This is a genomic window from Paenibacillus sp. FSL R7-0163, from assembly GCF_037969975.1.
Classification (GTDB): domain Bacteria; phylum Bacillota; class Bacilli; order Paenibacillales; family Paenibacillaceae; genus Paenibacillus_AQ; species Paenibacillus_AQ odorifer.
Genome location: NZ_CP150224.1, coordinates 566,586 through 591,491, shown reverse-complemented (window position 1 = coordinate 591,491; position 24,906 = coordinate 566,586). Strand labels below are relative to the sequence as shown.

The window sequence follows — 24,906 nt, the reverse complement described above, 5'->3', positions numbered from 1 at the left end:
GAATACTCCTTACTCTTAAAATGCTCAATTATTCAGTGTCACTACGATAAATATTGGACTAACGAACAAGATCGTGGTTGAAGCCAGATGAATCCTCATCCAACCCCTGCAGGATTGTATTTACTATAGTAGTTAACAAGTTCAAGGCACCTTGATAACCGATAATCGGATAACGATGCAGATGATGGCGGTCAAAAACAGGGAAGCCTACACGGATCAAAGGAACGTCGGCATCTTTGGCAGCAAATTTAAGATGAGAGCTTCCAATGGCCAGATCCACAGGATCATCAATCAGCAGAGAGCGCATATGCCACAAATCATTTCCGATATGAACCGTTGTTTCTGCTCCGTAGGGACTGGCAGCAAGCAGAGCTTTCGCTTCTTCTTTAAATCCGTTTTCCCCATTGGAGCACACAATATGAATAGGCTCTATACCGACTTCCAGACAGAATTCAATCAGGCCGATCAGCAAATCCGGATCGCCAACTAAAGCCACTCGTTTGCCATGCAGATAAGGGTGGCTATCGAGTAAAGCATCCACTACCCGGCCACGTTCTTCCACAAGCTCAGGCGGAATGGGCAATCCCGTTAATTCACTGATAGACTCTATTAGCCGATCTGTCGCATTAATGCCCAGTGGAGTCGACATCGCAACGGTCTGTTGTTTCCATGTGCCGCTGATGTATTCCAACGTTTTTTTGACAGAATATTTCTGAAGTGAAAGAGTACCCAACGCATTAGCTGCTTTCGGCACATCTGCCAGCTTCGTTCCCCCATAATAATAGGAATATTCTCCTGTAGCCGGGGAATCAAAATTGCCGCTGTGGTCACCAAGGAAGGTGTAGCCTGTATCAAACGCGGCAAGGATTTTTCGAATTTCCGCAAAATTCCCCGTATAAGGCTCAAACCCTAAAATGACATTCAGCTTCTCTCCAGTTCCCTCTCCACTGCCAGGGGTAGCTTCAATCCCAGAGCGGATGAACAAGGTACTGAGGATGGACTTTAACATGGAATCGTAACCTGTAATATGTGATCCGGAAAAACTTGGTGTGTTGGCGTAGGGTACAGGAATTTCTTTCGAAATTGCACCCTTCTGGCGGGCATTGGATATAAAAGCCTGCAGATCATCCCCTATAACCTCAGCCATACATGTAGTGGATACAGCTATCATCTCTGGCTTATAGAGCGCCACACTATTTTCAAGACCATCAATAAGATTGTTCATCCCTCCGAACACCGCACCATCTTCTGTCATAGAAGAAGAAACCGCGGGGGTTGGCTCCTTGAAATGACGGCTCAAATGACTACGAAAATACGCAGTGCAGCCTTGGGAGCCATGTATAAACGGCAGAGTTTTTTCGAATCCCAGCGCAGCCATCAAGGCTCCTAGGGGCTGGCATGCTTTATGAGGATTAACTACCAGTGAGGTGCGAGCAAAATTCTTATCCTTATATTCAGACGACTTCGAGTAGGCTAATGCTTCCGCTGTCTCTTGCTCACTGCAGGGTGCCTCGAATGCTTTTTTCCCTTCACGTTGCTTCACATAGGGTTCAGTTTGAAATAATGTATTGTAATCCGGGATCTCCAGTTTGTCCTTCATACGCCCGCCTCCTTTTTAGGGAGTGATCCTGTTTTCCCTGAATTGATCAAGCTCCACACTGGGCTGTTAATGGTCATGTCCATGTCCTTAGCAAAAATCTTAAACCCGTCATAGCCATGGTAAGGACCACTATAATCCCAAGAGTGCATTTGCCGGAAAGGAATACCCATCTTGTGATACACATATTTCTCCTTCACACCCGAGCCCATCAGATCAATATCAAGTCTTTGCGCAAGCTCTTCCAGCTCGTAAGCGGTTGGATCATCGTAGATAATAGTGCCTTCCGGCAGTTCAGGGAATGTTTTCTCGTAATCATCCTTGTGAGCGAACTCATAACCTGTGCCCACTACCTCCATACCCAGATCCTCATAAGCCCCCAGTGTATGGCGGGCACGTAATCCGCCTACCAGCAGCATGACCTTTTTACCTTCCAGCCGGGGTTTAAATTTAGAGATAATCGCCTCCATTTGTGGCGTGTATTTAGCGATGACTTTCTCGCAATTTTCCTGAATATACTCATCAAACCTTGCGGCGATGGCTCGAAGGCTTTCAGCTGTTTTGGTCGGCCCGAAAAAGTTGTATTCCAGCCAAGGAATCCCATATGCTTTCTCCATCGTCGTTACCATATAGTTCATGGAGCGATGACAGTGAATCAGATTGAGCTTCGCCTTATGCGCGATCGCCAATTCATTGATGGTTCCATCCCCAGACCACTGCGCAATAACACGCAGACCCATTTCCTCCAGTAAAATGCGTGAAGCCCAAGCGTCCCCACCGATGTTATAATCTCCGATAATATTAATATCGTAAGGACCACATTCCGCAAGCTCCTTCTTCCCCATCAGAAAATCACGGATCGCATCGTTAGCAATATGATGACCCAAGGATTGGCTAACCCCACGGAATCCTTCACAACGAACGGGAATGATCGGGAGACCTAGCTCGATAGACATTTTTTTGGACACCGCTTCAATATCGTCTCCGATTAGCCCCACAGGACACTCTGATTGGATCGAAATTCCTTTAGCCAGTGGGAACATTTCTTTAATTTCACGGCAAATGACTTCAAGCTTCTTGTCACCGCCAAATACAATATCTGTCTCCTGAAAATCACTCGTCACCTGCATAGCCGTAAAATTATCAATGCCCAGTGTTCCGTTGGCATAATTCCGTCTTGTTCCCCAGCTATATTGCCCACAACCTACAGGACCATGGCTGATATGCACCATATCCTTGATCGGGCCCCAGACCACGCCCTTCGAACCGGCATAAGCACATCCTCTTTGGGTCATAACCCCCGGACGGGACTTCATATTCGATTTGATGGCGCATTTGCCACAGTTTATTAACTCTTCATTATTGATTTCAAAATGCTTCTGACGATCCTTCCGTGCCTTTTCCGGGTAAACCTCAAGAATCTCTTCGAGCATCTTTTGGTTATCTTCGATATTCAGCCCCATTCTGAATCCTCCTCATCCCTTAGAGTGATCCGGTGAACAGCCGTCTCTCCACTCCTGTTCACCGGACGAACCTAATTATTGGCCAGATGCCTTCAGCTTTTTCAGCGCCGTCTCTTCATCCTCAATCACACCAAATTCCATGAGTAAATCCTCCAGCTCTTCCATAGAAATCGGGGTCGGGATTGTCATCATATTGTTATTCAGGATCTTTTCTGCCAAAATCTCATATTCTCTCGCTTGCTGATGATGAGGATTATATTGGGCTACGGTCATTCTTCTCAGTTCTGCATGCTGAACCACATTATTCCGCGGGACAAAATGGATCATTTGCGTATTCAAACGGCGTGCCAGCTCCATAATGAGCTCATCCTCACGGTCCGTATTACGACTGTTGCAGATCAGACCGCCCAATCTTACGCCACCGCTGTTGGCATACTTTAGAATTCCGCGCGCAATGTTATTGGCCGCATACATAGCCATCATTTCCCCGGAGCATACGATATAAATTTCCTGTGCTTTATTCTCACGGATCGGCATTGCAAATCCACCACATACCACGTCACCAAGTACGTCATAGGATACAAAATCCAATCCTTCATAAGCCCCTTGCTGCTCCAAAAAATTAATCGCTGTAATAATCCCGCGGCCGGCACAACCCACACCCGGTTCAGGTCCACCGCACTCCACATTAAGAATGTCGCCATATCCCAACTGAACTACATCCTCAAGCTCCAAATCCTCAACCGTTCCTCTTTCAGCTGCCAATTGGAGCACTGAATTCTGAGCTTTGGTGTTCAGAATCAACCGTGTGGAGTCCGCTTTAGGATCACAGCCTACGATCATTGTTTTTTGACCAAATTTAGTGGCGAGCTGCGCCAAAGTGTTCTGCGAAGTTGTGGATTTACCGATACCGCCCTTACCGTAAAAAGCTATTTGTCTCATCATTCATCATCCCTTCGAAATCGATATATTTTCAAAATAAGAGCTGATCTTCACACTTTCGAGAATCACATCCTGTATTTCACCTTTACGCACCAGAGGCAATACTCCGGCTTTATTTAAGCTGGCGCGAGGGACATCGCCAATGCCAGAGCAGAGCAATATTTGACAGTCCTTTAATATAGAAATAATTTCTTGTAGCGTGGCATTCTTATCCCCATTACAATCCGCTTTACCGTGGCAATAGGCCTGAATCTTTCGGACACCTAGCAGCTTCACGCTTACTCCATCTGTTTCATAAACCATGAACTCTGTCGCGTGGCCAAAATGTTGATTGACCTTATCCCCACCGCGTGTAGCAACAGCGACTTTGGTGGTGTGCTGCCCTTGCTGGAAAGAGTTCTGCCTTAGCTCTTTGGCTTTGACACGCTGACGGATTTTGGCATCAAGTTCACGTTGAAAAAGCGCTCTAGCTTGCTCATTTATAACTGGATTTGCATCCATCTTTTCTAATATAAAATCCTGATTACGATCCTGACCCAGCAGCCCAATGGCATCAGCACGGCATTGCCGACAATGGCGCATGACCTTCATTCCTTCGCGCCCAAGCACTTCCTGCAGGTTGTGCAGTTCTTTAGGACGCGGCGCCTTGCGCCCATCCCGTTCATACTGACTTCCCGGTGCGATAATTAAAGGCGTCACATTATGCAGAGTTGCCCCGAGCGCTTTAACTGTTCGCGATACTTCAGGGAGATGATGATCATTGACCCCTGGAATCATAACGGAATTAACTTTAACAAGAATACCTTGCTGTGCCAGCAGCTCCAAACCTTGAAGCTGGCGGCTGATCAGCAGCTCCGCTGCTTCTTGTCCTTCGTACCGGACCCCTTCGTCAACAACCCATGGATAAATTTCACGGCCCACATTGGGATCAATGGCATTGATGGTGATCGTGACATGACGGATACCTAGCGCTAGTATGGCGTCTACATGCCTGTAAAGGGTCAATCCATTAGTACTCAGGCAAAGGGTAACATCAGGGATCTGCCGCTTGACTCGTTCGAACGTGTCAAAGGTTCGTTCTGGATTCGCCAGCGGATCACCCGGACCTGCAATCCCAACTACCGACAGTTGCATCAGCTGTGCGGCTACACCTTTCACTTTTCTTTCAGCTTGCTCTGGAGTTAGCACTTCACTAACTACACCAGGCCTGCTTTCATTCACACAATCGAATTTTCGGTTGCAGTAATTACATTGGATGTTACAGGCGGGAGCAACCGGGATGTGCATCCTAGCAAAAAAACGATGAGCTTCCTCGCTGTAGCAGGGATGGCGGCTGAGCTCCTCCTCTGCTTCAATGGATAACCTCGATGACGTCTGCGGCATTTCCCCACCTCCTAAAAGTTTTATGCAACATGAACTTCTAGTACTTCTTCGCAGTAAAACTCACTTCAACAGAACAACTGATGTAATTTTAGTTAACACAAACCATGTTCGATTGCTTTGATTAGTTTCATCATATTTTCATCAACCTACATCGTCAATCGAGTTTTTCCTTTTTAAGTCCTGTTTTTCCTTATGTTTGCAGTTTCGTCATATTAAATGTTAGTTTATATAACCTAAATGTATCATGTTTCCGTTTCCATTTTTATTCAATCTCTGTTGATTTCCGTCATCATGTCATGTTTCTGGCCATTTTAATGATTCTTAAAAGATAGAATCCATTTATTTCTGCAACTTTTATTGACAATGACTTTCATCTCGTATATGATCTCTTTAGGCAAGAACACATTGAATAATCTTAAAAATTTAATATATCCCGTAAAGGGGAGTAGCTGTTAAATAAAGTCGTCAATACGAGAATATGAGGATATTCTCCGGCTTTATTGGCAATTCACATTGTTAGCGAGACCTTTACCAATCAGGTTAGACCTTTATTCCAAAGGCTAATCTGTTTGGTAAAGGTCTTTTTTATATAAATTTGGTTAAAATGGTAGGGTAGATATCTTTTGGTAGATATTTGCATTCAAAAAGGGAGGACAACAGTAATGGATTGGGGATTATTATTAGAGTACGGTTGGGTATTGCTTGTTCTGGTAGCACTAGAGGGACTACTCGCCGCAGATAACGCATTGGTATTGGCAATTATGGTTAAGCACCTTCCTGATGAGGAAAGAAAAAAAGCGCTGTTTTACGGATTAGCGGGGGCCTTCGTGTTCCGATTCGGTTCGCTATTTGTCATCTCCTATCTGGTCGATATCTGGCAAGTACAAGCCATCGGCGCGATTTATTTATTATTTATCGCGGGTAATCATATTTTCCGAAAACTGTTGTTTAAGAAGCCCGTCACAGATGAAGCTGCTGAAAGCGGCACTGACGGTGCGGTCAATAAAAAGAAATCCAGCTTTTGGTTTACTGTTCTGAAGGTAGAAGTCGCTGACATCGCCTTCGCGGTCGATTCCATCCTAGCCGCAGTTGCACTCGCGGTTGCTCTTCCTGCAAGTGGTCTTCCAAAAATCGGAGGCCTCGATGGCGGACAATTCCTCGTCATCTTTGCCGGTGGATTTATCGGTCTGGTCATTATGCGTTTCGCAGCTTCCTTCTTCGTTAAGCTGCTGCATTCCCGTCCAGGACTTGAAATTGCAGCCTTCTTTATCGTAGGTTGGGTGGGTGTTAAGCTGTCAGTCATTACATTGGCGCACCCTTCACTTGGTGTTCTGTCCGAAGATTTCGCTCATAGTACCTGGTGGAAAGCCACCTTCTACGTTGTGCTCGTACTCATCGCTGTAATCGGCTGGTTTATGAGTAGCCACAAGGTTGAAGAGAATGTTGGCGAGAATCCGGTTAGAGAAGTAGACAAACAACTCGGTAAATAATCGTTAAAATACAGCCACAAACAATACCCCGTAAGATGCACCTTCTGAACAGGTGTACGTCTTTCGGGGTATTGTTATTTATCCTCGTTTTTGCTCTCGATATTCCTGCGGCGTACAGCCAACGGTTTTTTTGAAGAATCGAAAAAAATAGTGCTGATCACTAAACCCGAGCTGGCCGGAGATCTCGTGCATTTTTAGAGCAGTTCCAAGCAACAGCTCCTTACTCAGCTCCACTTTTTTCTCCAGAATATAATCAGAAATCCCCTTCCCTGTCGTTCTTTTATACCAGCGTGACAGATAGGACGGATTAAGTGAGACTTCCTGCGCAATCCGGGTTAAGGACAAATCATCGGCCAGATGGGATTTAATATATTGGTGGATCATGGACAGGATATTCGATTCATCATGTTTATAGGTAGCGCTTCTGTTCGAGATAATCCATTCAAAAAACGTGTGATAAAAAGAGATGACGTCCGACCAGTGTGTATTGATATTAAAATATAACATACGTGATAAATTCATACCGCTATGGGCTTTTTCCGTTAAACCTAACTCTTGTAAAGTCTGCAGCAGGGTGTTACTGATCCCAGACATTAATCTTAATCTCAAAAAAGGATCCTCCGGCCCACCTTCCCCCGAGAGCTCCACCCATTTGCGAAAAGATGTGCCCCAATCGAGATCACCTTCAAGCAGCCGTTGTTTTAAATAGTCGAGCAGTAGTTCTGCTGTTGCATTTCGATTATGCATAGAACCTGGACTTGGGCTCACTTCCTTGGTATTTATCCTCAGCAGCTTTTCCATCCCAAGTCCGGGGCTATCAAAAATGGCTAATCGTAAACGGTTCAAGGCATAGTTCAGCTCATGCCAATGCACTTCCTGATCACTGGCGATAATAGACACAGATAGTTGCAGACATTTGCCACAGGCTTGCTGAACGGATTCCATGGTTCCATGGACGAAACGGAGCGTTTTTAACCAGAGCTCTTCTTCCTTGATTGAGGATACACTTTCACTTTTAGGCTGAACAAAACAAGCTATCGTCCCCGGGTCCAGATCCACAGCCTTAACTTCAACTTTGTCGCTGAGCAGCTCCTCCGCAATATTGGCTACCGCATAACGAATTAAGCTCCGGTCTGAAGCCGTTTCATAATTTCGCCAAGCCTCCATTCGCAGAATAATAGGCAGGACGGGTCCATCCGCTTTGAACGGGAGCTGAATGGCGTCAAATTCAACCTGTAAGCTCTGCCGGTCTATCCGTTCAGTGCGTCTTAGAATATCGTGTAATAATTGCTGCTGTAACTGGGGCAGAGCACGCGGGAGCTTATCGCGAAGCCATTGGCTTTTATAGAAATAATCCTCTTCTGAAGATATTTTCTCCAAAGTCAGCTCCACAGCGGCACGAATTTTATCCATCCCCTCTGTCTTCAATAAATAGTCAACTACACATGGATTTCGGATCGCCTGATGGGCAAAATCGAATTCATTATGTCCTGTCAGCAGAATTACTTTACAACGCGGCCAGCGGTCGACAATTTCCTGAATTAACGCCATCCCATCCATTCCTGGCATACAGATGTCACTAAGCACAATATCTATTTTTACGGTATTAAGCCAATCTATGGCATGATCCGCTGAATGAACCTTTATGATCTCCAAATCTTTAAAATCTGCCTTTACAAAAAATTCGTACAACCCATCCAAAATATTAGGCTCATCATCAACTATCATCATTCGTTGCATCCTGCACATCCCCTTTAAGCGGTAAATTGACTCTTACACAAAGCCCGCCCAAACAACTTCTCTCTGCCTGCAAGCCATAAGGAGAACCAAATTTGATCCTCAATCTCTGATTCACATTTAATAAACCCGTGATTTCCCCCTGAATAGCATTCTGCTCGGAGAACTGGCGCTGCAAGAGATTTAACTTGTCCTCACTAAGCGAGTCACCGTTATCTTCTATTATAATAGTCAGCGTATGCTCAACTTTTTCATAACTCATTTTTAATAGGCCATTGCTGCTTTTTTGCTTAAGCCCATGCTCGAATACATTTTCAATAATGGGCTGCAGGAGGACCCGTGGGACTTTGATGTCCCGGCAATCCGCTGCAATCTCATCTACTTCAGCTCTAATTCTCGCGCCAAAACGAATCCGTTGTATAGCCAGATAGACCAAAGCATGCTCCTGCTCTTGCCGCAAAGTAACCTCCTGGGCGGAATCCCGGGTCATGTACCGAAAATATTGCCCTAAATAATCAGAGAACTCCTTGATCAGCTCTACATTTTCCACCTCAGCCATCTGTTTTATGCTAAATAGACTGTTGTAGAGAAAATGAGGTGTGATCTGCGATTGTAAATGTTTAAGCTCCGCTTCCCCTGTCCGGATACGCTGCACGTAGTTCTCATCAATTAGTGTATTTAAATGCTTAAGCATCTCATTGAAACGAGAATATAGATACCCAAACTCATCCCTGCGGGAGTGAGTAATAAAGATCCCCGTCTGCCCCTGCTCCGCTTTCTTAAACCCTCTGATAAGAATAGACATCGGTCGATGAATCATCCTGTACGTCCATAAAGAGAACAAGATAATGATCACTATCGAGACAACGAACAACAGCCACAGCAGCAATGAGTACACATGAATCGGCTTCATGAGCACCGTGTTGGGAATATTTGCGGTCAGCCTAAAGTTATTGCTGTGATCGTAGAGCGAATAATAAAAAGAGTCATCATAACGATACCGCTGCACACTTACAGTATCTTCACTATTTAGCGGTTTCTCTACTGGGAATAACCTGGGCTTCTGGTCAGAAGTTGATATCACATAATCGTTATTGCCGAAGGCCAACGTAATATCGCTCCCCCCTGATACAGCAAATTCTTTCAAACGCAACTCAAGCTCAGGCGACGAAAGCTTCACTCCCAGCAAAAAATTAGGTGAAAGATTGCGATCCAGGTTATAGGGATTACTGCGCAGTAAATACAACTCGTCTTCGTATTTAGATAAAGCGCCCTTCAGATTGCCCATAGTGGCCAGCAGACTTTGCCATTCCTCATTGGTGACATCCCTAACCCCCACCGCAGCGCTAACCCGCTTATTAATTTCCGGTACATAATACACAACATCACTAATATAAGGACTGGTTTCTTTGATTTGTTTTAGCTTGGTGTATATATTGTTCAGATTAGAATCCACTTCGTACCGGCTCATAATTGGAATACGGGTACTGAAGGTAGCCAGCGTTTCATCCTGAGAGTACTCCGTGACTAAGCCCGTTATCCGTTGCAGCTCAAATTCAAGATGGCTATAGTAAAAATGAACCTTCGATTCGTTCGCCCTCTCCACTTCAGCTTGCATTTGGTTGGAGCTATAGTAGGTAATAGATATACTCAGCGCACAGAGTGGAAGCATGACCAATAGGAAAGCTCCGATCAGCTTGATCACAATGGAATCGGGGTTCCACCCGATGGAGAATGATTTCATTGGAATTTTCTCCCTCTTCTATCGAATAATAATAAAGAAGGAGCCATGTTCAGGCTCCTTCTTATATTTAGGTCCAGTCCAGTTTACCCCTTTACACTACCCACGACTAGTCCATGCACAAAATATCTTTGCAGGAACGGATAAATCGCCAGGATCGGAATGATAGACAAGAAGATCTGGGAGGCTTGCGTTGTACGGTCTGAGATTTGATTTAATAACGCAGCTTGTTCAAAAGTAATATTTTCAGTCTGGATCGATACCTGCTGAAGTATGGATTGTAAATAGGTGGCCAGCGGATAATGTTCCGGGCTTCTCATATAAATCATACCATCGAACCATGCATTCCAGTGCCCCACCAAAGCGAACAACGTAATGGTCGCAATACTTGGCATAGATACCGGCAGATACACACTCCATAACGTACGTAAGTGTCCTGCGCCATCCATCCATGCGGCTTCCTCCAATTCTTTTGGCAAACCTCTGAAGAAATTGAGCATAAGCAGAACATTAAAGATCGGCACCGCGCCCGGTATAACAAGCGCCCAGATGCTATCCAGCAGCCCCATTTCTTTTACAATTAAATAGCCAGGAATCAGACCCCCACTGAAGAGCATCGTGAACACAAAAACCCAGGCATACACGGTCCGTGAGCGGAAGGACTTTGCCTCTTTAGACAATGGATAAGCTACTAGAATCGTAAACAACAGGTTAACGGATACGCCAAGCACTACCCGGAGCAGACTAGTTCCGAAGGAGTGAATGAACTGGTTGTTCTGAAGGATATATTTATAGGAAGAAAGTGTGAAATCCACAGGCCAGAAGGTTACGCTACCCGCGTTAACAGCTGCGCTGGAGCTGAAGGAGATCGCCAGAATGTTCACGATCGGAAAAAGACAAAGCACTGCGAGCAAAGTCAGAAATACATAATTGCAGCGGAGAAACCAACGATAAGCAGTTGAAGTATGGTGCATTTAGTCCACTCCTTTCTCTCTAAAAAATCCGATATTTAGCAAAACGATACGCCAGATAGTAACCCAGCCCGATAAATACGAAGGAAACTACAGATTTTATCAATCCTAATGCGGTCGATACAGAGTACTGAGCATCCTGAAGACCAATTCGGTAAATCATCGTGTCCAAAATATCGCCTGATTCATACACTAGCGGATTGTACAGATTGAACACTTGGTCAAATCCCCCGTTCAGGACGTTGCCAAGACTGAGTGTAAGCATCAGGATCATAATCGGGCGAATGCCCGGAAGCGTAATATGCCAGGTCTGCTTCCATCTTCCGGCACCATCGATTACAGCAGCTTCATAAAGGGAGGAGTCAATGCTGGTTAAAGCCGCCAAATAAATGATCGTCCCGAATCCAAACTCCTTCCATTGATCTGTGATCACTAGTACGTATGGGAACCAGCTATTGTCGGCTAGAAATTGAATAGGCTGCATGCCTAGTGCTTTTAAAAGCATGTTAACAATCCCGCTGCTCGGAGACAGTACATCTACGATAATCCCGCCCAAGATAACCCATGAGAAAAAGTGCGGCATATAAATAATCGTCTGAATCGAACGTTTGAAGCCGTTTACACGAACCTCATTAAGCAATAAAGCCGCTATAACCGGCACGGTCAGCCCAGCAATAATTTTCATGACGGAGATAAATACAGTATTCCATACGACCTGTCCAAAACCGGGAAGCTCAAACAAATAACGAAAGTTTTCGAGCCCTGTCCAGTTCATATTCTTAAACCCTGAAATCGGGGAAAAATTCTGGAAGGCAATTACAAGGCCAGCCATCGGAATATAACTGAAAATAATGATTACTATTAAGGCAGGTAAAATCATTAAATGGAGCGGAATATTACGTAGAAATTGCTTAGTATTAAAGTGCATATGCTTTCTCCTCCTTGTATCTCAATTATAGAGCAGCCCCAAATTGCCTTAATAGTGTAGCGTATTGACTTTAAGTATCTTTTGTTGACCTGGTTATCGAACCGAATAGCTGTTCAGCCAAAAAAAGAACTACCCGTTTGTCATTATCATGACTAGGGGCAGTCCTCTTCTGCGTCGTTTTTACTATTTAGCTTTTACGATATCATTTACTTCTTTCGTAATTTGATCTCCACCGAGCTTTTTCCAGTTGGCTACGAATTTGTCGAATTCATCGATAGGAAGACTTCCGTAAATGATTTTGACGAAGGTCTCTGCACGCAGTTTATCCAAGGTAGCCGCTTTGCTGTTCATCGTTTTGGTTGGGGCATAAATGAACTCGTTCATCAACACCAAGTCATTGTCGCGGTAGTGTTTGATAACCGATTGTGAGCTAAGCGGCCCAAAGATCCGTTCCATATGCCATTTATCAAGATCTCCGCCGCGGTAGCTTTGAATATCATCATAGAATAATTTAGCTTCAAGGCCCATGTTTGAGGTATCCCCCGATTCAAGGGCTTTTTCCACTTCATCCTGTGCCTTTACATTTTTGTTCGGTGGCAGGTTGGATACAACCGCGTTTTGGAAGCCCAGACCTGTGTCCCCGTTCAAATATTTTGCCCGTTCTGTTTTAGCGGACTCCCCAAACATTTTCTCTGCTTGGAAGTTAAGCAGCTTGATCAATGCCTCCGGATGCTCGTAGCCCTTACGGACCGCGAATACGCCACCAATTGTAAGATGGTTTTGAGTTTTGGCAGGTTGGTCATCAATAGATTGTACTGGATAAGGCACCCAGTTAACATTTTGATCTTTTTTAATCATGTCCTTTACTTGGAAAGGTGCCCATTGCGGCAAAAATAACATACCGGATTTACCAGCATTCACATCCTCCATCGCTTTGGCAAAGTCTTTTACCCCAAACTCTGGATCAATGACTCCTTCTTTATACAATCTTTGCAGCTCCGCAAGTCCAGCCTTTACCTCCGGTTGAATCGTACCATTCACAACCTCGCCATCGGCATTTTTGATCCAAGTTTCCAGGTAAGCATGGTACCCGAGTAGAAACGCATTGATTGGCAAGTCCTTGTTCAACGAAATGCCGTAAGTGTCCTGTTTGCCATTTCCGTCTGGATCTTTAAATGTAAAGTCTTCTGCAATCTTAATAATATCCTGCATGGATGTTGGTTCTGCCAGACCCAGCTTATCCATCCAGTCTTTTCGAATCCATATCATATCAGAGGAATCCAGCGAACCCGGGAAGCTTACCATCGCCATCAGTTTTCCATCTTTCGTAACCGGCTTTAGACCTGCTCCGTCCTCTTCAGCGTAATATTCTTTCACAAGATCCGAAGCATATTTATCAAACACCCCGGTCAAATCCTCCAACATGCCAGCTTCATAAAGCTGCTCGAATTGCACCGTGGACACCTTTAACAAATCAGGTAAATCTCCGCTCGCCAAGGTAACATTCATTTTATCGTTATAGTTGGCATCAGCCACAATCCAGTCATAGGACACTTTAATCCCAAGTTCTTCCTCGTATCCTCTGGTCCAGATGTTATTGGAATGTGTATCTCCCTGCGCCAACGTCTCTTTGCCTGTTTCGTTCATCGTGGAGCGAAGTTTGATCGGCGGATCATATTTGGTTAAAGGACCGCCTTCCATTTCCGTTTGCGCACTAGTGTTTCCCTCTGCGGAACTACTACTGTCTCCACTATTATTGCTGGAGCAACCACTGAAAACTAATGATAAAACAATGGCCGATGCCATTAAAGGCAAGCCTTTAATCTTACTTTTCATCTATTGAACCTCCCTTATTTTCTATATCCTAATTGTAAGAAGAAAGCGTTAACACAGCGAGTGTGAACCGTTTACATTCGGTATCTTTTCTTTACCTATTCATGTTCGCCTAACAAAGCTCCGCTTTAGGGTCACTCTGATTATCATAATACTGTGAGATTGTTAGTGTCTATGTATTGGTAATTAATTACACAAAAAAGAGGCTGATCCTTATGCTACCCCTTAAGAATCTTAGCCATCAAGATTACCTATATAGTGAGCCGTCGGTACATAGTGTAGGAGGTATGGACTGAGGATTGCGTTGAGGATTGCCCTGAGGATAAATTCAACGTTGAATTCAGCATTGAATTACGCGGCATTACGCGGCATTACGCGTTTAATTGTATTTAGTACACTTATAATGCATCAAATCACTCAGCCAAAGGATATAAGTGTATTTCGTACACTTATATTCTTGCTTTTCTCGCCGATAGGTGAATTCTCTAGTTTTTAGTTGCAGAGAATGCAATTAAAGATACACATTCACCTTTTGCATAAGAAATAACTGTATAGAATGCAGTTATTTCGCGGATTCCAGCAAGAATCGGCGCACAAAAAAAATGCTGGGTGGAGACCGAAAACTGCATCTGCCAGATAGAGATGCTTTAGTCAATCCGCCGCGCTGCAAACTAAAAAACCAGGCAGCGCTTCTCCAATCGTCGGAGAATCGCTGCCTGGCTGTCTTTTTAACACTTATTGACCTATGATCTGATCAGTCTTTCCTTGCAGCTCCACTAGCTTCATGATCACCGAAGCCGCCAGCGCTTTTGTTACATTCTGCTGCGGATTAAACTTGCCGTTGTCATCCTTTAAGAGTCCCAATTTCACAACAAGAGCCACCGCCCCCTTATTGTTTATAGCTGAGCTATCACTAAACTGACTTACAGTCACATCTTTATCAAGATAAGCTGTAAGTTTATTGTATTTCAAGAAATTAGCCAGATGAACAGCAAGCTGTTCCCGGGTTAACTTACTCTCTACTTGCAGGCTTTCATCCTTATTGATCCATTTACGATCTGCTGCAAAAATAACAGCGTCATAATATGAATTCTCTGGCTTCACGCCTGCTACAGTTTTCCGTTCATTATTATTATAATAATTGGTGAAATTTGGGCTAGAAGCTTTGGCAAGATAGGTTAACCAATCACCGACAGTTATTTCTTGATCCGGGTTCACTTTGCCATCGGCATCCGGTGTAATCACATGGTGGTTTACCAATTCTGATAATTCCCGCTCTGCTGTATGGCCTTTGATATCCGTTGCAGATAGTTGAGCATCCTGCTGACCGAGATAATCATAGACCGCAATCCATTTTCCAGTGACTGCATCCAAAACCTGATTCAATCCGTTAGATTCATCAAAGGTTGTATCATATACCAGCTTCACCTTCGGTGCGACATAGTTTCTATAAGTATTGTATCCGCCAACCTGAGTATACTTCAGCTTAGTCTGATATTTAGGTTTATAACTTTCGAGCGCTTCTTTCTTGGAAATTGTTGCATCAGGCGATAATGTGATTTCATCGATACTGCTTATCCGATTCCCCATGTAAGAAGTCAGTCTGCCGTAAAGATCCAAGCTTACCGTAATGGTGCTGCCACTCACAGGAATTCCTTGATGATATCTAATAAACTGATATCCATATCCTGATCCGTCTGAAGTCAAACTCGAATTATCCCCGTATTCTACCAGCTTTAGCTTCTGGCTCGCCTGAGGATATAGACTATTAATTATACTAAGCGCTTTCACCTTCGCTTCAGCCTCACTAAGCTTCTTACCTCCAGCAGGTGCCGGCTCTTCCTTCTTCTTATCCTGAATAGCACCATAAGCTTGAACCTGGTACTGCAATACTTCACCGGTCTTTGCATCGATCTCGGCAGAGGATTGCTCTGGAAAGCCAGCACCAATGTAACGATCATTTCCATTACTGCCCCAGTATAGCTGCCAGATTTTTCGATCTGAATCCTGATAGTCATTTCTCAAGGTTTGCGAGATCAATTTACGATCTGCTGGAATATAAGCAACCTTCTCTACAAGTTGTGCTGCTTCTTTTGCAGAAAGCTCTGTACTAGAACTTCTTGCCTGAAAAACATCCTTACTCTTCGCTACTTCTGAATACACGACTGAGGTGGATACGGATTCTTTTCCTTCATAATCTATCCGCTTGCCCGTTAATGCATCGATAGGATATAGAGACTGATCTATTGGACGCCAGCCTAGAATCCAGTTGTTAGGTTTTCCGTTCTTATAAATAGGAATGTAAAATAGGCCCACATCAAACTGTTCCGCAAATTGCTTCTGTGCTTGCTCCAAGGTAATCTTGGGCTGTGCAGACGGGTACTCAAGCCCTTGAGCAGACTTAGAGAATTGCGTTACATTTCCGTTACCATCCACAACTATGTTAATGCTGTCCGATCCAGAAGGAATACCATTCTTCAGAATACTGAAGTTATACCCATATTGAACAGGACCGAATAATGATTCCGAAAAATAACTATAACCGACATTCTCATTTAATTGCAGCTCACTGCTCTTAACTGATGAGGCTGCCTTAGCCACAAAAGTCTTGGCGATCTCCAATGCCTGAGTCTGCGATACTTTCGGTGGATAATAGGACTCGTTCTTTTCCTGCGAGAATGAGAGATAGGTATTGATGATATCACCATTAATGGCGTCTACCTCACTGCTAAAACCATATCCCATATTCCCTTCTTGAACCTGCCACTGAATATGCCAGATCATTTGATTTGCTGGTGCTGGGTAGCTTTGGTTAGATCCCAGTTGAACATTGTTTACAGTTGCATCTTTTAGGGATGGGAATAGTTCTTTTAACTTTGCAATGGCTTGCTCCTGCGTGAATTTCACTTTTGTAGGATCAGCCTCAGAGTTCGTAGTCGTAGCTGGAGCCGCTGATTGCGTACTAACCTGCGTTACGGAAGTGTTGCTGCTAACAGATATAGAATCGGCTGCGGCTAAGCCAGGGGGTAAGAGTAACGCGAGTGCAACTGAAGTGATCAACACCGTTTTAGCCGTTTGATGAACAAAAAGAGTACTATTGCTTTTCAAAAGAATTCATCCTCCTCTAACACGTGATTCATATTATTATACAGATATTTTCTTGTATTTTCCATAATTATTTAACGACAGGAAATTACGACATTTTGGTGATGTGAGCTATAATGGTAAACAGTTGCAGCTATAATTCATCTAGAAAGGGGGTCACCGACATTACTGACTGGAACCTTCAGCCGCTTATTGACGGTATTACTAGCCTAGACATTCGCAGTTGTCTAATCGTTCAACATGGAGAAACCATACTGGAGCATTACCGTGATCCACAAATCGCTGCAGAGCTTGGCAAAATCAACTCGTGCACCAAAAGCGTACTTTCTGCCTTAGTTTGCATAGCCATAGATAAACTAATCATTCCACCTCCAGACACACCTATTTCTTTATTTTTTCCTTCATTAAAAGAAGATCGTGACCCACGTAAAAAAGAGATCACTATCGAACACTTATTAACGATGACCGGAGGCTTTAACTGGACAGAGTTCGGTGGGCAGAATTCTTTTCCGGCCATGACTAAAACCGCGGACTGGATAAAATACGTGCTTGCACAGCCATTAGCTCATACACCAGGAACCGTGATGACCTATAACTCAGGCTCCTCCCAGCTTTTGTCCGCAATCCTGCGTGATTGTTCTGGACAAGCGGTTGCAGAATTTGCCGAAGACCAGCTGTTTCAACCGCTTGGTATTCAAAGCTATCACTGGGAGAGCGATCCGCAAGGCATACATACCGGTGGGTTCGGACTTCATCTGAAGCCAGAGGATATGCTGAAATTCGGCTTACTTTATTTACAGGAGGGACGCTGGAAGAATCAGCAGATCCTTTTTTCGGATACAATTCAGCAATCCACTCGCCCTTACGTTGAAGCCAATCATCCGCAAAAAGGATTCTACGGCTGGCATTGGTGGGTATCCCAGTTCAATGCAGGTTCAGAGCAGCAGCCGAACGAGATCCCTTATTATTTTGCACTCGGCTTCAAAGGTCAGCATATTATTGTAGTTCCTGCTTACGAGCTGGTTGCAGTTATCACCGCGGATAAGTACAAAAAAGGCTCTCCTGCAAATGTTTTCGGCCGATTTATTGTGCCGGCTCTTCTAGGACAATAAGAACCAGGAATCACATGCAGTTCTATGTGTGGATGCCACACAATCCATAAAGCAGCCGCAGCCATAGACTGATAAAGTCTTGGGCTGTCGCTGTTTGATTTGAACGAAAGATCGTTCTCAATTTTTCATCAATTAGTTTGCTGCAAGCTTAAATGACACCAAATTTCTTTAATGCGTAGGCTATCCCGCCTTCACTTGCTTTTTTTGTAACAAAATCCGCTTTTTGTTTTAACTGTTCCGCACCGTTTCCCATCGCAATGCCCAATCCCACATACTCCAACATGTCGATATCATTTCCACCATCACCAAACGCGATAGCTTCTGACCTGCAAATATTCAGATAATCCAGCACTTGTTTAATCGCAATTGATTTAGAAACTTTTGTTTCTTCAAGCACATTCATAACGTATCCGTGAAAACGTTCGAACCGTAATTCAGGAAATCTATCTTGGAATTTTTGCGCTTCATTTTCGTCCGCATACAAGCATATACAGTAAACCTCCTCTGGCAGAGCGCTCATTTTTTCGGGATATTGTGTAAGACTCAAAGTCTCCTTTAATGCCTTCATAACGCGCTCATCCTCGGAACCCATTCCGTTCATGGTTATAAGTTCGGTGAAATAGGACATGCCATGTCCGTTTAACTCAGCAAAAGCCGAGAGTTCCCGCACGGTTTCTGTTGAAAGCATTGATTTATAGATAACGTTATCCTTACATTTGATAAGCGCACCGTTAGCAGAAATAAAGGTATCAATGCCCATAGACTTGAACTCTTCACATAAGTTATGCGGTCTCCCTGTTGCAACTACGACATTAATTCCTCTCTCTATCAACTTCTCAATTGCTTCTATCGTGCTAAGCGGGATGCTTCTATCAATTTCACTTACTAGAGTACCGTCCACATCAAAAAATACAATCTTATACATATTATGAAATAAGCCTCCCCGTTCGAACGTAACTAGATAAGATTATATTTCATGGGATCTAAAACAAGAAGGAAGCCGATCACATGGATCGGCTTCCTTCTTGTTTTCTTATTCAGCTTCGGCACAACAAACTTACGTCGTTAATTTTGCATATACCACAAAAAATAACATCATTTCACCAATGATCAGGTAATTAGGTATAAGGAACAACAAATCTACTGCGAAAAAAACACCAAGTAAACCTAATAATAACGCCAAATGGAATATCCCTAACCGTTGCTGTATACGTCTATATTTATGGAAGACCAGTGAGGTAGAGAAGAAGTAAAGCAGGACCGATCCAAAAATAAAACACACCATAAATATATAATTTAATTGATCTAAAAATAACAGTTGGATCGAAGCTGCAATCATACTCAAGGATACATAAATAAATAAATGCCCATAAATTATGGTTTGCCCGGCAGTCTCTATAGTCTTGTCCACTTTCTTTTCAACATTATCAAAATATTGCCACCACATAGCTATAATTAATAGAAAAGTTAATAATGCAAATACAATAGATTGCCACGTCCAGTGGCTAGACTGTAAAACCGCAAGGATACTGACCACTGATTCCCCAAGCAGAATAAGCGTAAACAACGAGAAGCGTTCTAATAAATGATGAGTATTGATCGGACTTTTCACCAAGTATTTCCGACCGACTAATGGAAGCAAAATGTCTACAGTAATTCCCGCATACAAAACTACATAACGCATCCAAGAGTCAAAGAAAAGTGATAAAGAAGAGATCACTAATCCAATCCAAAATCTGCTTCCCAGATACCGGGCAGTGCCCTTTCTATCATCCTCTTCATTCTTATTTACCGTAAGATATTGAATGGCTGTCATAGCTCTTAAACCAACATAACCTATTAAGAATGGCATATAATATTGATCAAAGTTAACCGATAAACTCGCCGTCATTATTAATACAAAAAATAATTGTAGAATCAAGAATATCCGATGTGAAAAGATGTCTTGCCCAAACCGATTCACAAAAAGAGATTGCCCTACCCAAGCCCACCAGATCGGAACAAATATCAAGATAAATTTGGATAAGTATTCAAGTGGGATTGTACCCGCCTCTACATGCAATAGGACATGGCTCGCTTTTGAAACTGCTGCTACAAAAAGCAGATCATAAAATAGCTCCAGCCAAGTAACTTTCTTCTCAGCAATGGATGCTGTACTGTGCTCAAATCCCGATGTGCGTTTATTCATCGTCTGACTCCCTTGGTTTGGATGTGTATTTCTAATACAGTTTATCGAATACTTATCCATCTTAACCGAATTGATATACTAATTTGAAGCCCCTTTGCCTAAAATAAAACCAGCAAGCCCCCACATACGGGAGGCTTGCTGGTTTTTTCTGACTAGAGCTTTGTTCTTATTCCCCGGCAATACCGGAGCGTTCCACACTTTCTACGAAATGACGCTGTACGAACAAATACAGAATCAGAATTGGCAGAATGGTTAGAATACACGCCGCCATAACCTGATTCAGTCCAGTTGGGGCCATCCCAATAGAACCCGAAGTCATTTGCGACATCGTCTCCGCTGCCTGATTATTGGAACCATAAAACATCGCTAATCGCTGCGACAGATTATAGAAATCCGGTGTTGTTAAATACGTATTCGGTTCAAAGCTGTCATTCCAGTGCCATACCACAGAGAATAAGAATACGATCAGCATTGCGGGCTTGGCGATAGGAAACATGATTTTCCAGTACGTTCTGAATGCGCCTGCACCGTCGATACGTGCTGCTTCCTCCAACACTTTAGGCATTCCGCGGTAGAACTGAATAAAGATCAGTACGAATAATGCCCCCTTCAACCCGTGCCCAAACATAGAGGGAACCACAAACGGCAAATGTGTATTAATCCACCCCAAGTCACTAAAGAACAAATACAGTGGCACAACAATCGTCTGCGGTGGAACTAGAAAAGTAAACAGCAGCAGAACGAAACACACTGCGTAGCCTGGAAAACGGTATCTGGCAAAGCCATAACCGATTAAGGAACAGCTTAAGATTTGCAGAACCGCACTCCCGAAGGAAATAATCGCACTATTTGCGAACCCGGCCCAGAATTTTAGCGAATCCCATGCCAGAAAATAGTTGCCAAAACTAATCTTTTTCGGAAGCCATTGCACTGTGGCATCGGCCACGTCTGTTACTTGCATCATGGATTTGGATACCATGTATAACAAGGGATATAGGAATACGAACGTTAAGCTGAGAATAACCAAGTAATAAAAAGCGATATTCAGCACCTGAAGCGAACGTTTCACGACCCTGTCCAGCTTGCCGCTTGCTTTTAGACGAGTTGTCAGATGTTCCATGTTCGTTGTCCGAACCTGCTTTACGGATTCCTTCAACATCTTCTACTTCCTCCCTTCGGTGGCACCGAGCGACTTGCTGAATAACAGGAAGACCAAACCCAGAACCAAGAAAATAAACACAAAATAAATCCAACCCATCGCTGAGCCATATCCAAAATCATTATTCTTAAAGACGACATTCAAAATATGACTCATGATTTGATTATCTGCCTTCGTGAATGAGCTGACGATACTAAACAACGTGTTTACAAGCATCATCGGCATAATCATCGGGAAGGTGATTTTCCAAAAGCTTTCCCACGCGGTTGCTCCATCACATTTGGCCGCTTCATACAGTGAAACAGAAATCGTCTGTAACCCCGCTAGAAAAATCAGAATTTGCACGCCAGAATCCCACATCACCAGCGTTAAAGATTCTGCATATTTCAGCAACGACTTCAAAATGTCGCCGGGGATAAAGTTATGGAGCTTATCATATAAATCCTGATTATAAAAAATTGGTAAATTTGCGGCACCCTGATCCATCAATTTGCCCAGAATCGCCCCTGAAGCAATGATGACCGGCAAAAAGAACACGCCACGAAAAAAGGTTTTTCCTACGAGTCCGCGATTTAGCAGAATCGCACAAAAGAGCGAAAAGATAAGAATTAACGGAACCTGAGTCACCGTCGACACCATCGTCGATTTGAGCAGAGGCAAGAAATTAACATCTGTAGTAAAAGCGGCGCGATAATGCTCCATCCCAACAAAAGTGGCCAGTAAGCCGCCTTTGCTCACTTGGAGATCCTGAAAGGAATAATACAAGGAACGGCCCAGCGGAACAGCCATAAACACCAGAAATCCGACCAGCCACAGGCCGATGAAGGAATATCCTTCAACGAAATAACGCGCTCGCATCGATAGCTTTGATTTTTTCACTTCATCATCCTCCTGTTACCGCATAGCTGAATGCCTCGACGGTCTGACCAGACACGTCAACGGACTGCTCATTATAGTTGACTATAATGCTCACACCGTTTGCATAAGTCGTCCGAAAGACCTTACTTTGCAGCTGCTCATGATTCGTCATTTGCTGGTTGCTAATGCTGTCATAGACCTCTTTCAATGCGAGATAATTCTGCACAGAAGGTGCCAGCCAGTTCTCAAGACTAGAGCTGAACAGCCGGTCTGCCATGGTTCTCTGAAGATCGCTAGTCGGAGCATAGGTTAATTCATAACTTGGAAGGGCTCCATATTCCAGCGCCCGTAAGGTTTGGTTACGGGAATCATCGTACAGATTAACCGGGCTTGCTGTATAAGGCACTAAGCCGTGTAACACCAGTTGATAGAAAGGAATCGCCCGATCTGTATAGACAAATTGACTGGAGTCGAGCGGCACTTGATCAATCCGGTTCACATGTCCTAATGTATAGGCAAAACCATAATCTACTGCCGTGTTAAGCTCACCTTTACGGAAGTTATCCAATGCATTAACATAAGTATCTTCTGTAAGCTGGCGGTCCGTATTGGATTTATTATCCTCATCGGAGTATAGCAAGCTTCCAAAGTGTTCAAACTGTACACCCTTCACACCCAGATCCTGAAACTTGCTTAACTCAGCATTACTGCGTTTTGCGATAACACTAGGTTTCATTAAATAGAAATAATCATCCGTATTCCACCGGGTAGAGAGATAGTAGACGTACTGCTTCAAGACTTCACGATTAATACCGCGGACAGCATCTCTGCTTGCCTTCACGCCGTTGCTATCTTGGTAAGGTTTCACGTAGTTAGCTTTCAAATAAAGATTTACGCCCTTGCCTGCGGCATATTCCTGAAGCTCTTTAAGTCCCTTTTTGCCTCCCAGCTTCTTCTCAACAGGGAATTGTTCTGGCTGGTTTCCGTATAAACCATTTTTGGACCATCCCTCGATCGTAATCTCTAGCTGAGTAACACCCTCTGCCTGATATTGATCAATCATGTTCTTGATTTGTTTAAACGTAGCTGCTTCTATAAAAGTTGAACCGATGACTTCATCACGTGAAATCCCGCCGAGCACTTGAAGATACAATGGCGTGTTCTCAAGAACTACTTCCTTGACCTTTTTCTCTTCCATTAAGTAATTACGGTATTCCTTCGCCATCCCAACGTAGTTGGCTTCCTCGCCTTGGAGCAGAACATAACGTACGCTACGATCGGTTTTGATCATCTCACCCTGATAATAAGGAATTTGGCCGGAATTGCCGACAAAAATAACATCATCCTTGCGCAGAGTGAATTCACTTGATGCTCTATATAGCGAAATAGCGCGAATGCCTGATGGAACACCGTTGATTTTAGCATCGGTATCTCCCTTAGTGACAATTGCTAAATATCCGGTGTCTCCCTGATAGATCCCAAACACTGGCAAAGCGATAGCTTTTTTAAGAGGTGCCGCCTTTTGCCAAGAGTTATCCGTAATTTCATGATTTTGTTTCACAAAGGTTTCGTCCCCGCCGTAAATGTATTCAGAATAACCTTTCAAATAAGCGGGATGATCTTTCCGAAACTCCAGCAATGCCCCTGAACCATCTGGAAGCATCATTGCCCCCTCTGCATCTTCTCTAGCCGCATGAAAAAATGGCAGAACCTCCAGACTCGTGAATTTCGCATTCCCCTCTTCCTTCAAGTACTCCTGTGGAATGGAAGCCTCAAATCCATTAGCAGTCAGTCTGTACTCCAGAGCAAAAGAAAGCTTCAGGCTAATAAAAGCAAACTCCGCGCGGACGACATCTTGCTCAATCGTTACGGTAACCGTGGAGTCTTCATCTTTAAGTGGGTAGACCTGTGTAATGTCAGCCCCCTGTGTGTATCTGGCATAAATCGGCGCGGTCGTGTATTTCTTAATATTTGGCATGGCTGTTCGCTCCAGCTGTGGAGATCCAAGCCACTCCTTGTTTGTGATTTTGTCTGTGATGCGAAGATTTCCCGATTTCTCATCTACATATAAAATATAGCGTTCGTTCTCCAATGCTTTTGTTCCAGGCGTGACCGGCTGCAGCTCAACCTTCTGTACAGGTGCTGCTACAGCGGCTGGAGCCTGCTCTTCTACGGGAGCCGTGGTCTCCTTTTCTTGTACAGAAGTGGCCTGCCCTTCAGCTGGTTCAGTCACCACCGATGTTTGCTCTTGCCCAACCTCTTTGCTTTCTTCAGTCTGAACAGACTGCGCAGCGGTGGACGGATCGGCGGAACTGTGTAGGGGTTGAACATTTATCACTGCGAACAGCATCATCACAACAATACAGAGAATGCCCCGCACTTTAACTTTTTTTCTCATC

Annotated in this window: 17 protein-coding genes; 2 read left to right on the top strand and 15 right to left on the bottom strand. The window is 43.9% G+C overall.

Annotated elements, in window-relative coordinates:
- Positions 1–58 precede the first annotated feature (58 nt).
- From nifK to nifB, 4 genes are all read right to left on the bottom strand, one after another.
- Complete coding sequence (gene nifK / locus NST45_RS02525; protein WP_076103662.1) at positions 59–1,600, bottom strand: nitrogenase molybdenum-iron protein subunit beta; 1,542 nt, start codon at positions 1,598–1,600, stop codon at positions 59–61.
- On the bottom strand, positions 1,597–3,060 hold the full coding sequence (gene nifD, locus NST45_RS02520; RefSeq protein ID WP_036679590.1) for a nitrogenase molybdenum-iron protein alpha chain: 1,464 nt from the start codon (positions 3,058–3,060) through the stop codon (positions 1,597–1,599). The genes nifK and nifD overlap by 4 nt, the downstream gene beginning before the upstream one ends.
- Positions 3,061–3,135: 75 nt before the next feature.
- Positions 3,136–4,005 (bottom strand): nitrogenase iron protein, encoded by an 870-nt coding sequence (gene nifH, locus NST45_RS02515; protein ID WP_235219430.1) that lies wholly within the window; start codon positions 4,003–4,005, stop codon positions 3,136–3,138.
- A gap of 3 nt (positions 4,006–4,008) precedes the next feature.
- Entirely contained in the window at positions 4,009–5,385 is a 1,377-nt protein-coding gene (gene nifB / locus NST45_RS02510; RefSeq protein ID WP_076179396.1) for a nitrogenase cofactor biosynthesis protein NifB, read from the bottom strand.
- 662 nt (positions 5,386–6,047) lie between these two features.
- Between nifB and NST45_RS02505 the strand changes: the two genes are divergently transcribed.
- On the top strand, positions 6,048–6,875 hold the full coding sequence (locus NST45_RS02505; protein WP_036679597.1) for a TerC family protein: 828 nt from the start codon (positions 6,048–6,050) through the stop codon (positions 6,873–6,875).
- Between the two features lie 78 nt (positions 6,876–6,953).
- On the opposite strand, the gene NST45_RS02500 is transcribed toward NST45_RS02505, so the two are convergent.
- The 6 genes from NST45_RS02500 to NST45_RS02475 all read right to left on the bottom strand — a co-directional run bounded on the left by NST45_RS02500 (position 6,954) and on the right by NST45_RS02475 (position 17,193).
- Positions 6,954–8,615: a response regulator gene (locus NST45_RS02500; RefSeq protein ID WP_076099476.1), complete on the bottom strand. Its 1,662-nt coding sequence runs from the start codon at positions 8,613–8,615 to the stop codon at positions 6,954–6,956.
- On the bottom strand, positions 8,593–10,356 hold the full coding sequence (locus NST45_RS02495; RefSeq protein WP_076212889.1) for a histidine kinase: 1,764 nt from the start codon (positions 10,354–10,356) through the stop codon (positions 8,593–8,595). Before NST45_RS02495 ends, NST45_RS02500 begins: the two co-directional genes overlap by 23 nt.
- An 83-nt stretch (positions 10,357–10,439) precedes the next feature.
- The gene (locus NST45_RS02490; protein WP_076099478.1) at positions 10,440–11,327 is read right to left on the bottom strand and encodes a carbohydrate ABC transporter permease; all 888 of its coding nucleotides are present in this window, start codon (positions 11,325–11,327) and stop codon (positions 10,440–10,442) included.
- 19 nt (positions 11,328–11,346) lie between these two features.
- Entirely contained in the window at positions 11,347–12,252 is a 906-nt protein-coding gene (locus tag NST45_RS02485) for an ABC transporter permease subunit (protein WP_036679607.1), read from the bottom strand.
- 183 nt (positions 12,253–12,435) lie between these two features.
- The gene (locus NST45_RS02480; protein WP_339824800.1) at positions 12,436–14,088 is read right to left on the bottom strand and encodes an extracellular solute-binding protein; all 1,653 of its coding nucleotides are present in this window, start codon (positions 14,086–14,088) and stop codon (positions 12,436–12,438) included.
- Positions 14,089–14,820: 732 nt separating this feature from the next.
- A complete protein-coding gene (locus NST45_RS02475) occupies positions 14,821–17,193 on the bottom strand; it encodes a YcdB/YcdC domain-containing protein (RefSeq protein ID WP_339824797.1) in 2,373 nt (790 codons plus the stop codon).
- A 113-nt stretch (positions 17,194–17,306) separates the two neighbouring features.
- On the opposite strand from NST45_RS02475, the gene NST45_RS02470 reads away from it, so the two are divergent.
- Complete coding sequence (locus NST45_RS02470; protein ID WP_080742591.1) at positions 17,307–18,302, top strand: serine hydrolase; 996 nt, start codon at positions 17,307–17,309, stop codon at positions 18,300–18,302.
- A 148-nt stretch (positions 18,303–18,450) separates the two neighbouring features.
- Here NST45_RS02470 and NST45_RS02465 read toward each other — a convergent pair whose 3' ends face one another.
- The 5 genes from NST45_RS02465 to NST45_RS02445 form a co-directional block, all read right to left on the bottom strand.
- Entirely contained in the window at positions 18,451–19,227 is a 777-nt protein-coding gene (locus NST45_RS02465) for a Cof-type HAD-IIB family hydrolase (protein ID WP_076272767.1), read from the bottom strand.
- 132 nt (positions 19,228–19,359) lie between these two features.
- Complete coding sequence (locus tag NST45_RS02460; protein WP_038574808.1) at positions 19,360–20,448, bottom strand: low temperature requirement protein A; 1,089 nt, start codon at positions 20,446–20,448, stop codon at positions 19,360–19,362.
- A 208-nt stretch (positions 20,449–20,656) separates the two neighbouring features.
- A complete protein-coding gene (locus NST45_RS02455; protein ID WP_051491074.1) occupies positions 20,657–21,649 on the bottom strand; it encodes a carbohydrate ABC transporter permease in 993 nt (330 codons plus the stop codon).
- Between the two features lie 3 nt (positions 21,650–21,652).
- On the bottom strand, positions 21,653–22,528 hold the full coding sequence (locus NST45_RS02450; RefSeq protein WP_081382489.1) for a sugar ABC transporter permease: 876 nt from the start codon (positions 22,526–22,528) through the stop codon (positions 21,653–21,655).
- Positions 22,529–22,532: 4 nt separating this feature from the next.
- Positions 22,533–24,905: a DUF5696 domain-containing protein gene (locus NST45_RS02445; protein WP_076186381.1), complete on the bottom strand. Its 2,373-nt coding sequence runs from the start codon at positions 24,903–24,905 to the stop codon at positions 22,533–22,535.
- Position 24,906 lies beyond the last annotated feature (1 nt).

Excerpts from the sequence above, each read along its gene's own strand:
- nifK (WP_076103662.1), bottom strand. The coding sequence starts at position 1,600 with ATGAAGGACAAACTGGAGATCCCGGATTACAATACATTATTTCAAACT.
- nifD (WP_036679590.1), bottom strand. The coding sequence starts at position 3,060 with ATGGGGCTGAATATCGAAGATAACCAAAAGATGCTCGAAGAGATTCTT.
- nifH (WP_235219430.1), bottom strand. The coding sequence starts at position 4,005 with ATGATGAGACAAATAGCTTTTTACGGTAAGGGCGGTATCGGTAAATCC.
- nifB (WP_076179396.1), bottom strand. The coding sequence starts at position 5,385 with ATGCCGCAGACGTCATCGAGGTTATCCATTGAAGCAGAGGAGGAGCTC.
- NST45_RS02505 (WP_036679597.1), top strand. The coding sequence starts at position 6,048 with ATGGATTGGGGATTATTATTAGAGTACGGTTGGGTATTGCTTGTTCTG.
- NST45_RS02500 (WP_076099476.1), bottom strand. The coding sequence starts at position 8,615 with ATGCAACGAATGATGATAGTTGATGATGAGCCTAATATTTTGGATGGG.
- NST45_RS02495 (WP_076212889.1), bottom strand. The coding sequence starts at position 10,356 with ATGAAATCATTCTCCATCGGGTGGAACCCCGATTCCATTGTGATCAAG.
- NST45_RS02490 (WP_076099478.1), bottom strand. The coding sequence starts at position 11,327 with ATGCACCATACTTCAACTGCTTATCGTTGGTTTCTCCGCTGCAATTAT.
- NST45_RS02485 (WP_036679607.1), bottom strand. The coding sequence starts at position 12,252 with ATGCACTTTAATACTAAGCAATTTCTACGTAATATTCCGCTCCATTTA.
- NST45_RS02480 (WP_339824800.1), bottom strand. The coding sequence starts at position 14,088 with ATGAAAAGTAAGATTAAAGGCTTGCCTTTAATGGCATCGGCCATTGTT.
- NST45_RS02470 (WP_080742591.1), top strand. The coding sequence starts at position 17,307 with ATGGTAAACAGTTGCAGCTATAATTCATCTAGAAAGGGGGTCACCGAC.
- NST45_RS02465 (WP_076272767.1), bottom strand. The coding sequence starts at position 19,227 with ATGTATAAGATTGTATTTTTTGATGTGGACGGTACTCTAGTAAGTGAA.
- NST45_RS02455 (WP_051491074.1), bottom strand. The coding sequence starts at position 21,649 with ATGTTGAAGGAATCCGTAAAGCAGGTTCGGACAACGAACATGGAACAT.
- NST45_RS02445 (WP_076186381.1), bottom strand. The coding sequence starts at position 24,905 with ATGAGAAAAAAAGTTAAAGTGCGGGGCATTCTCTGTATTGTTGTGATG.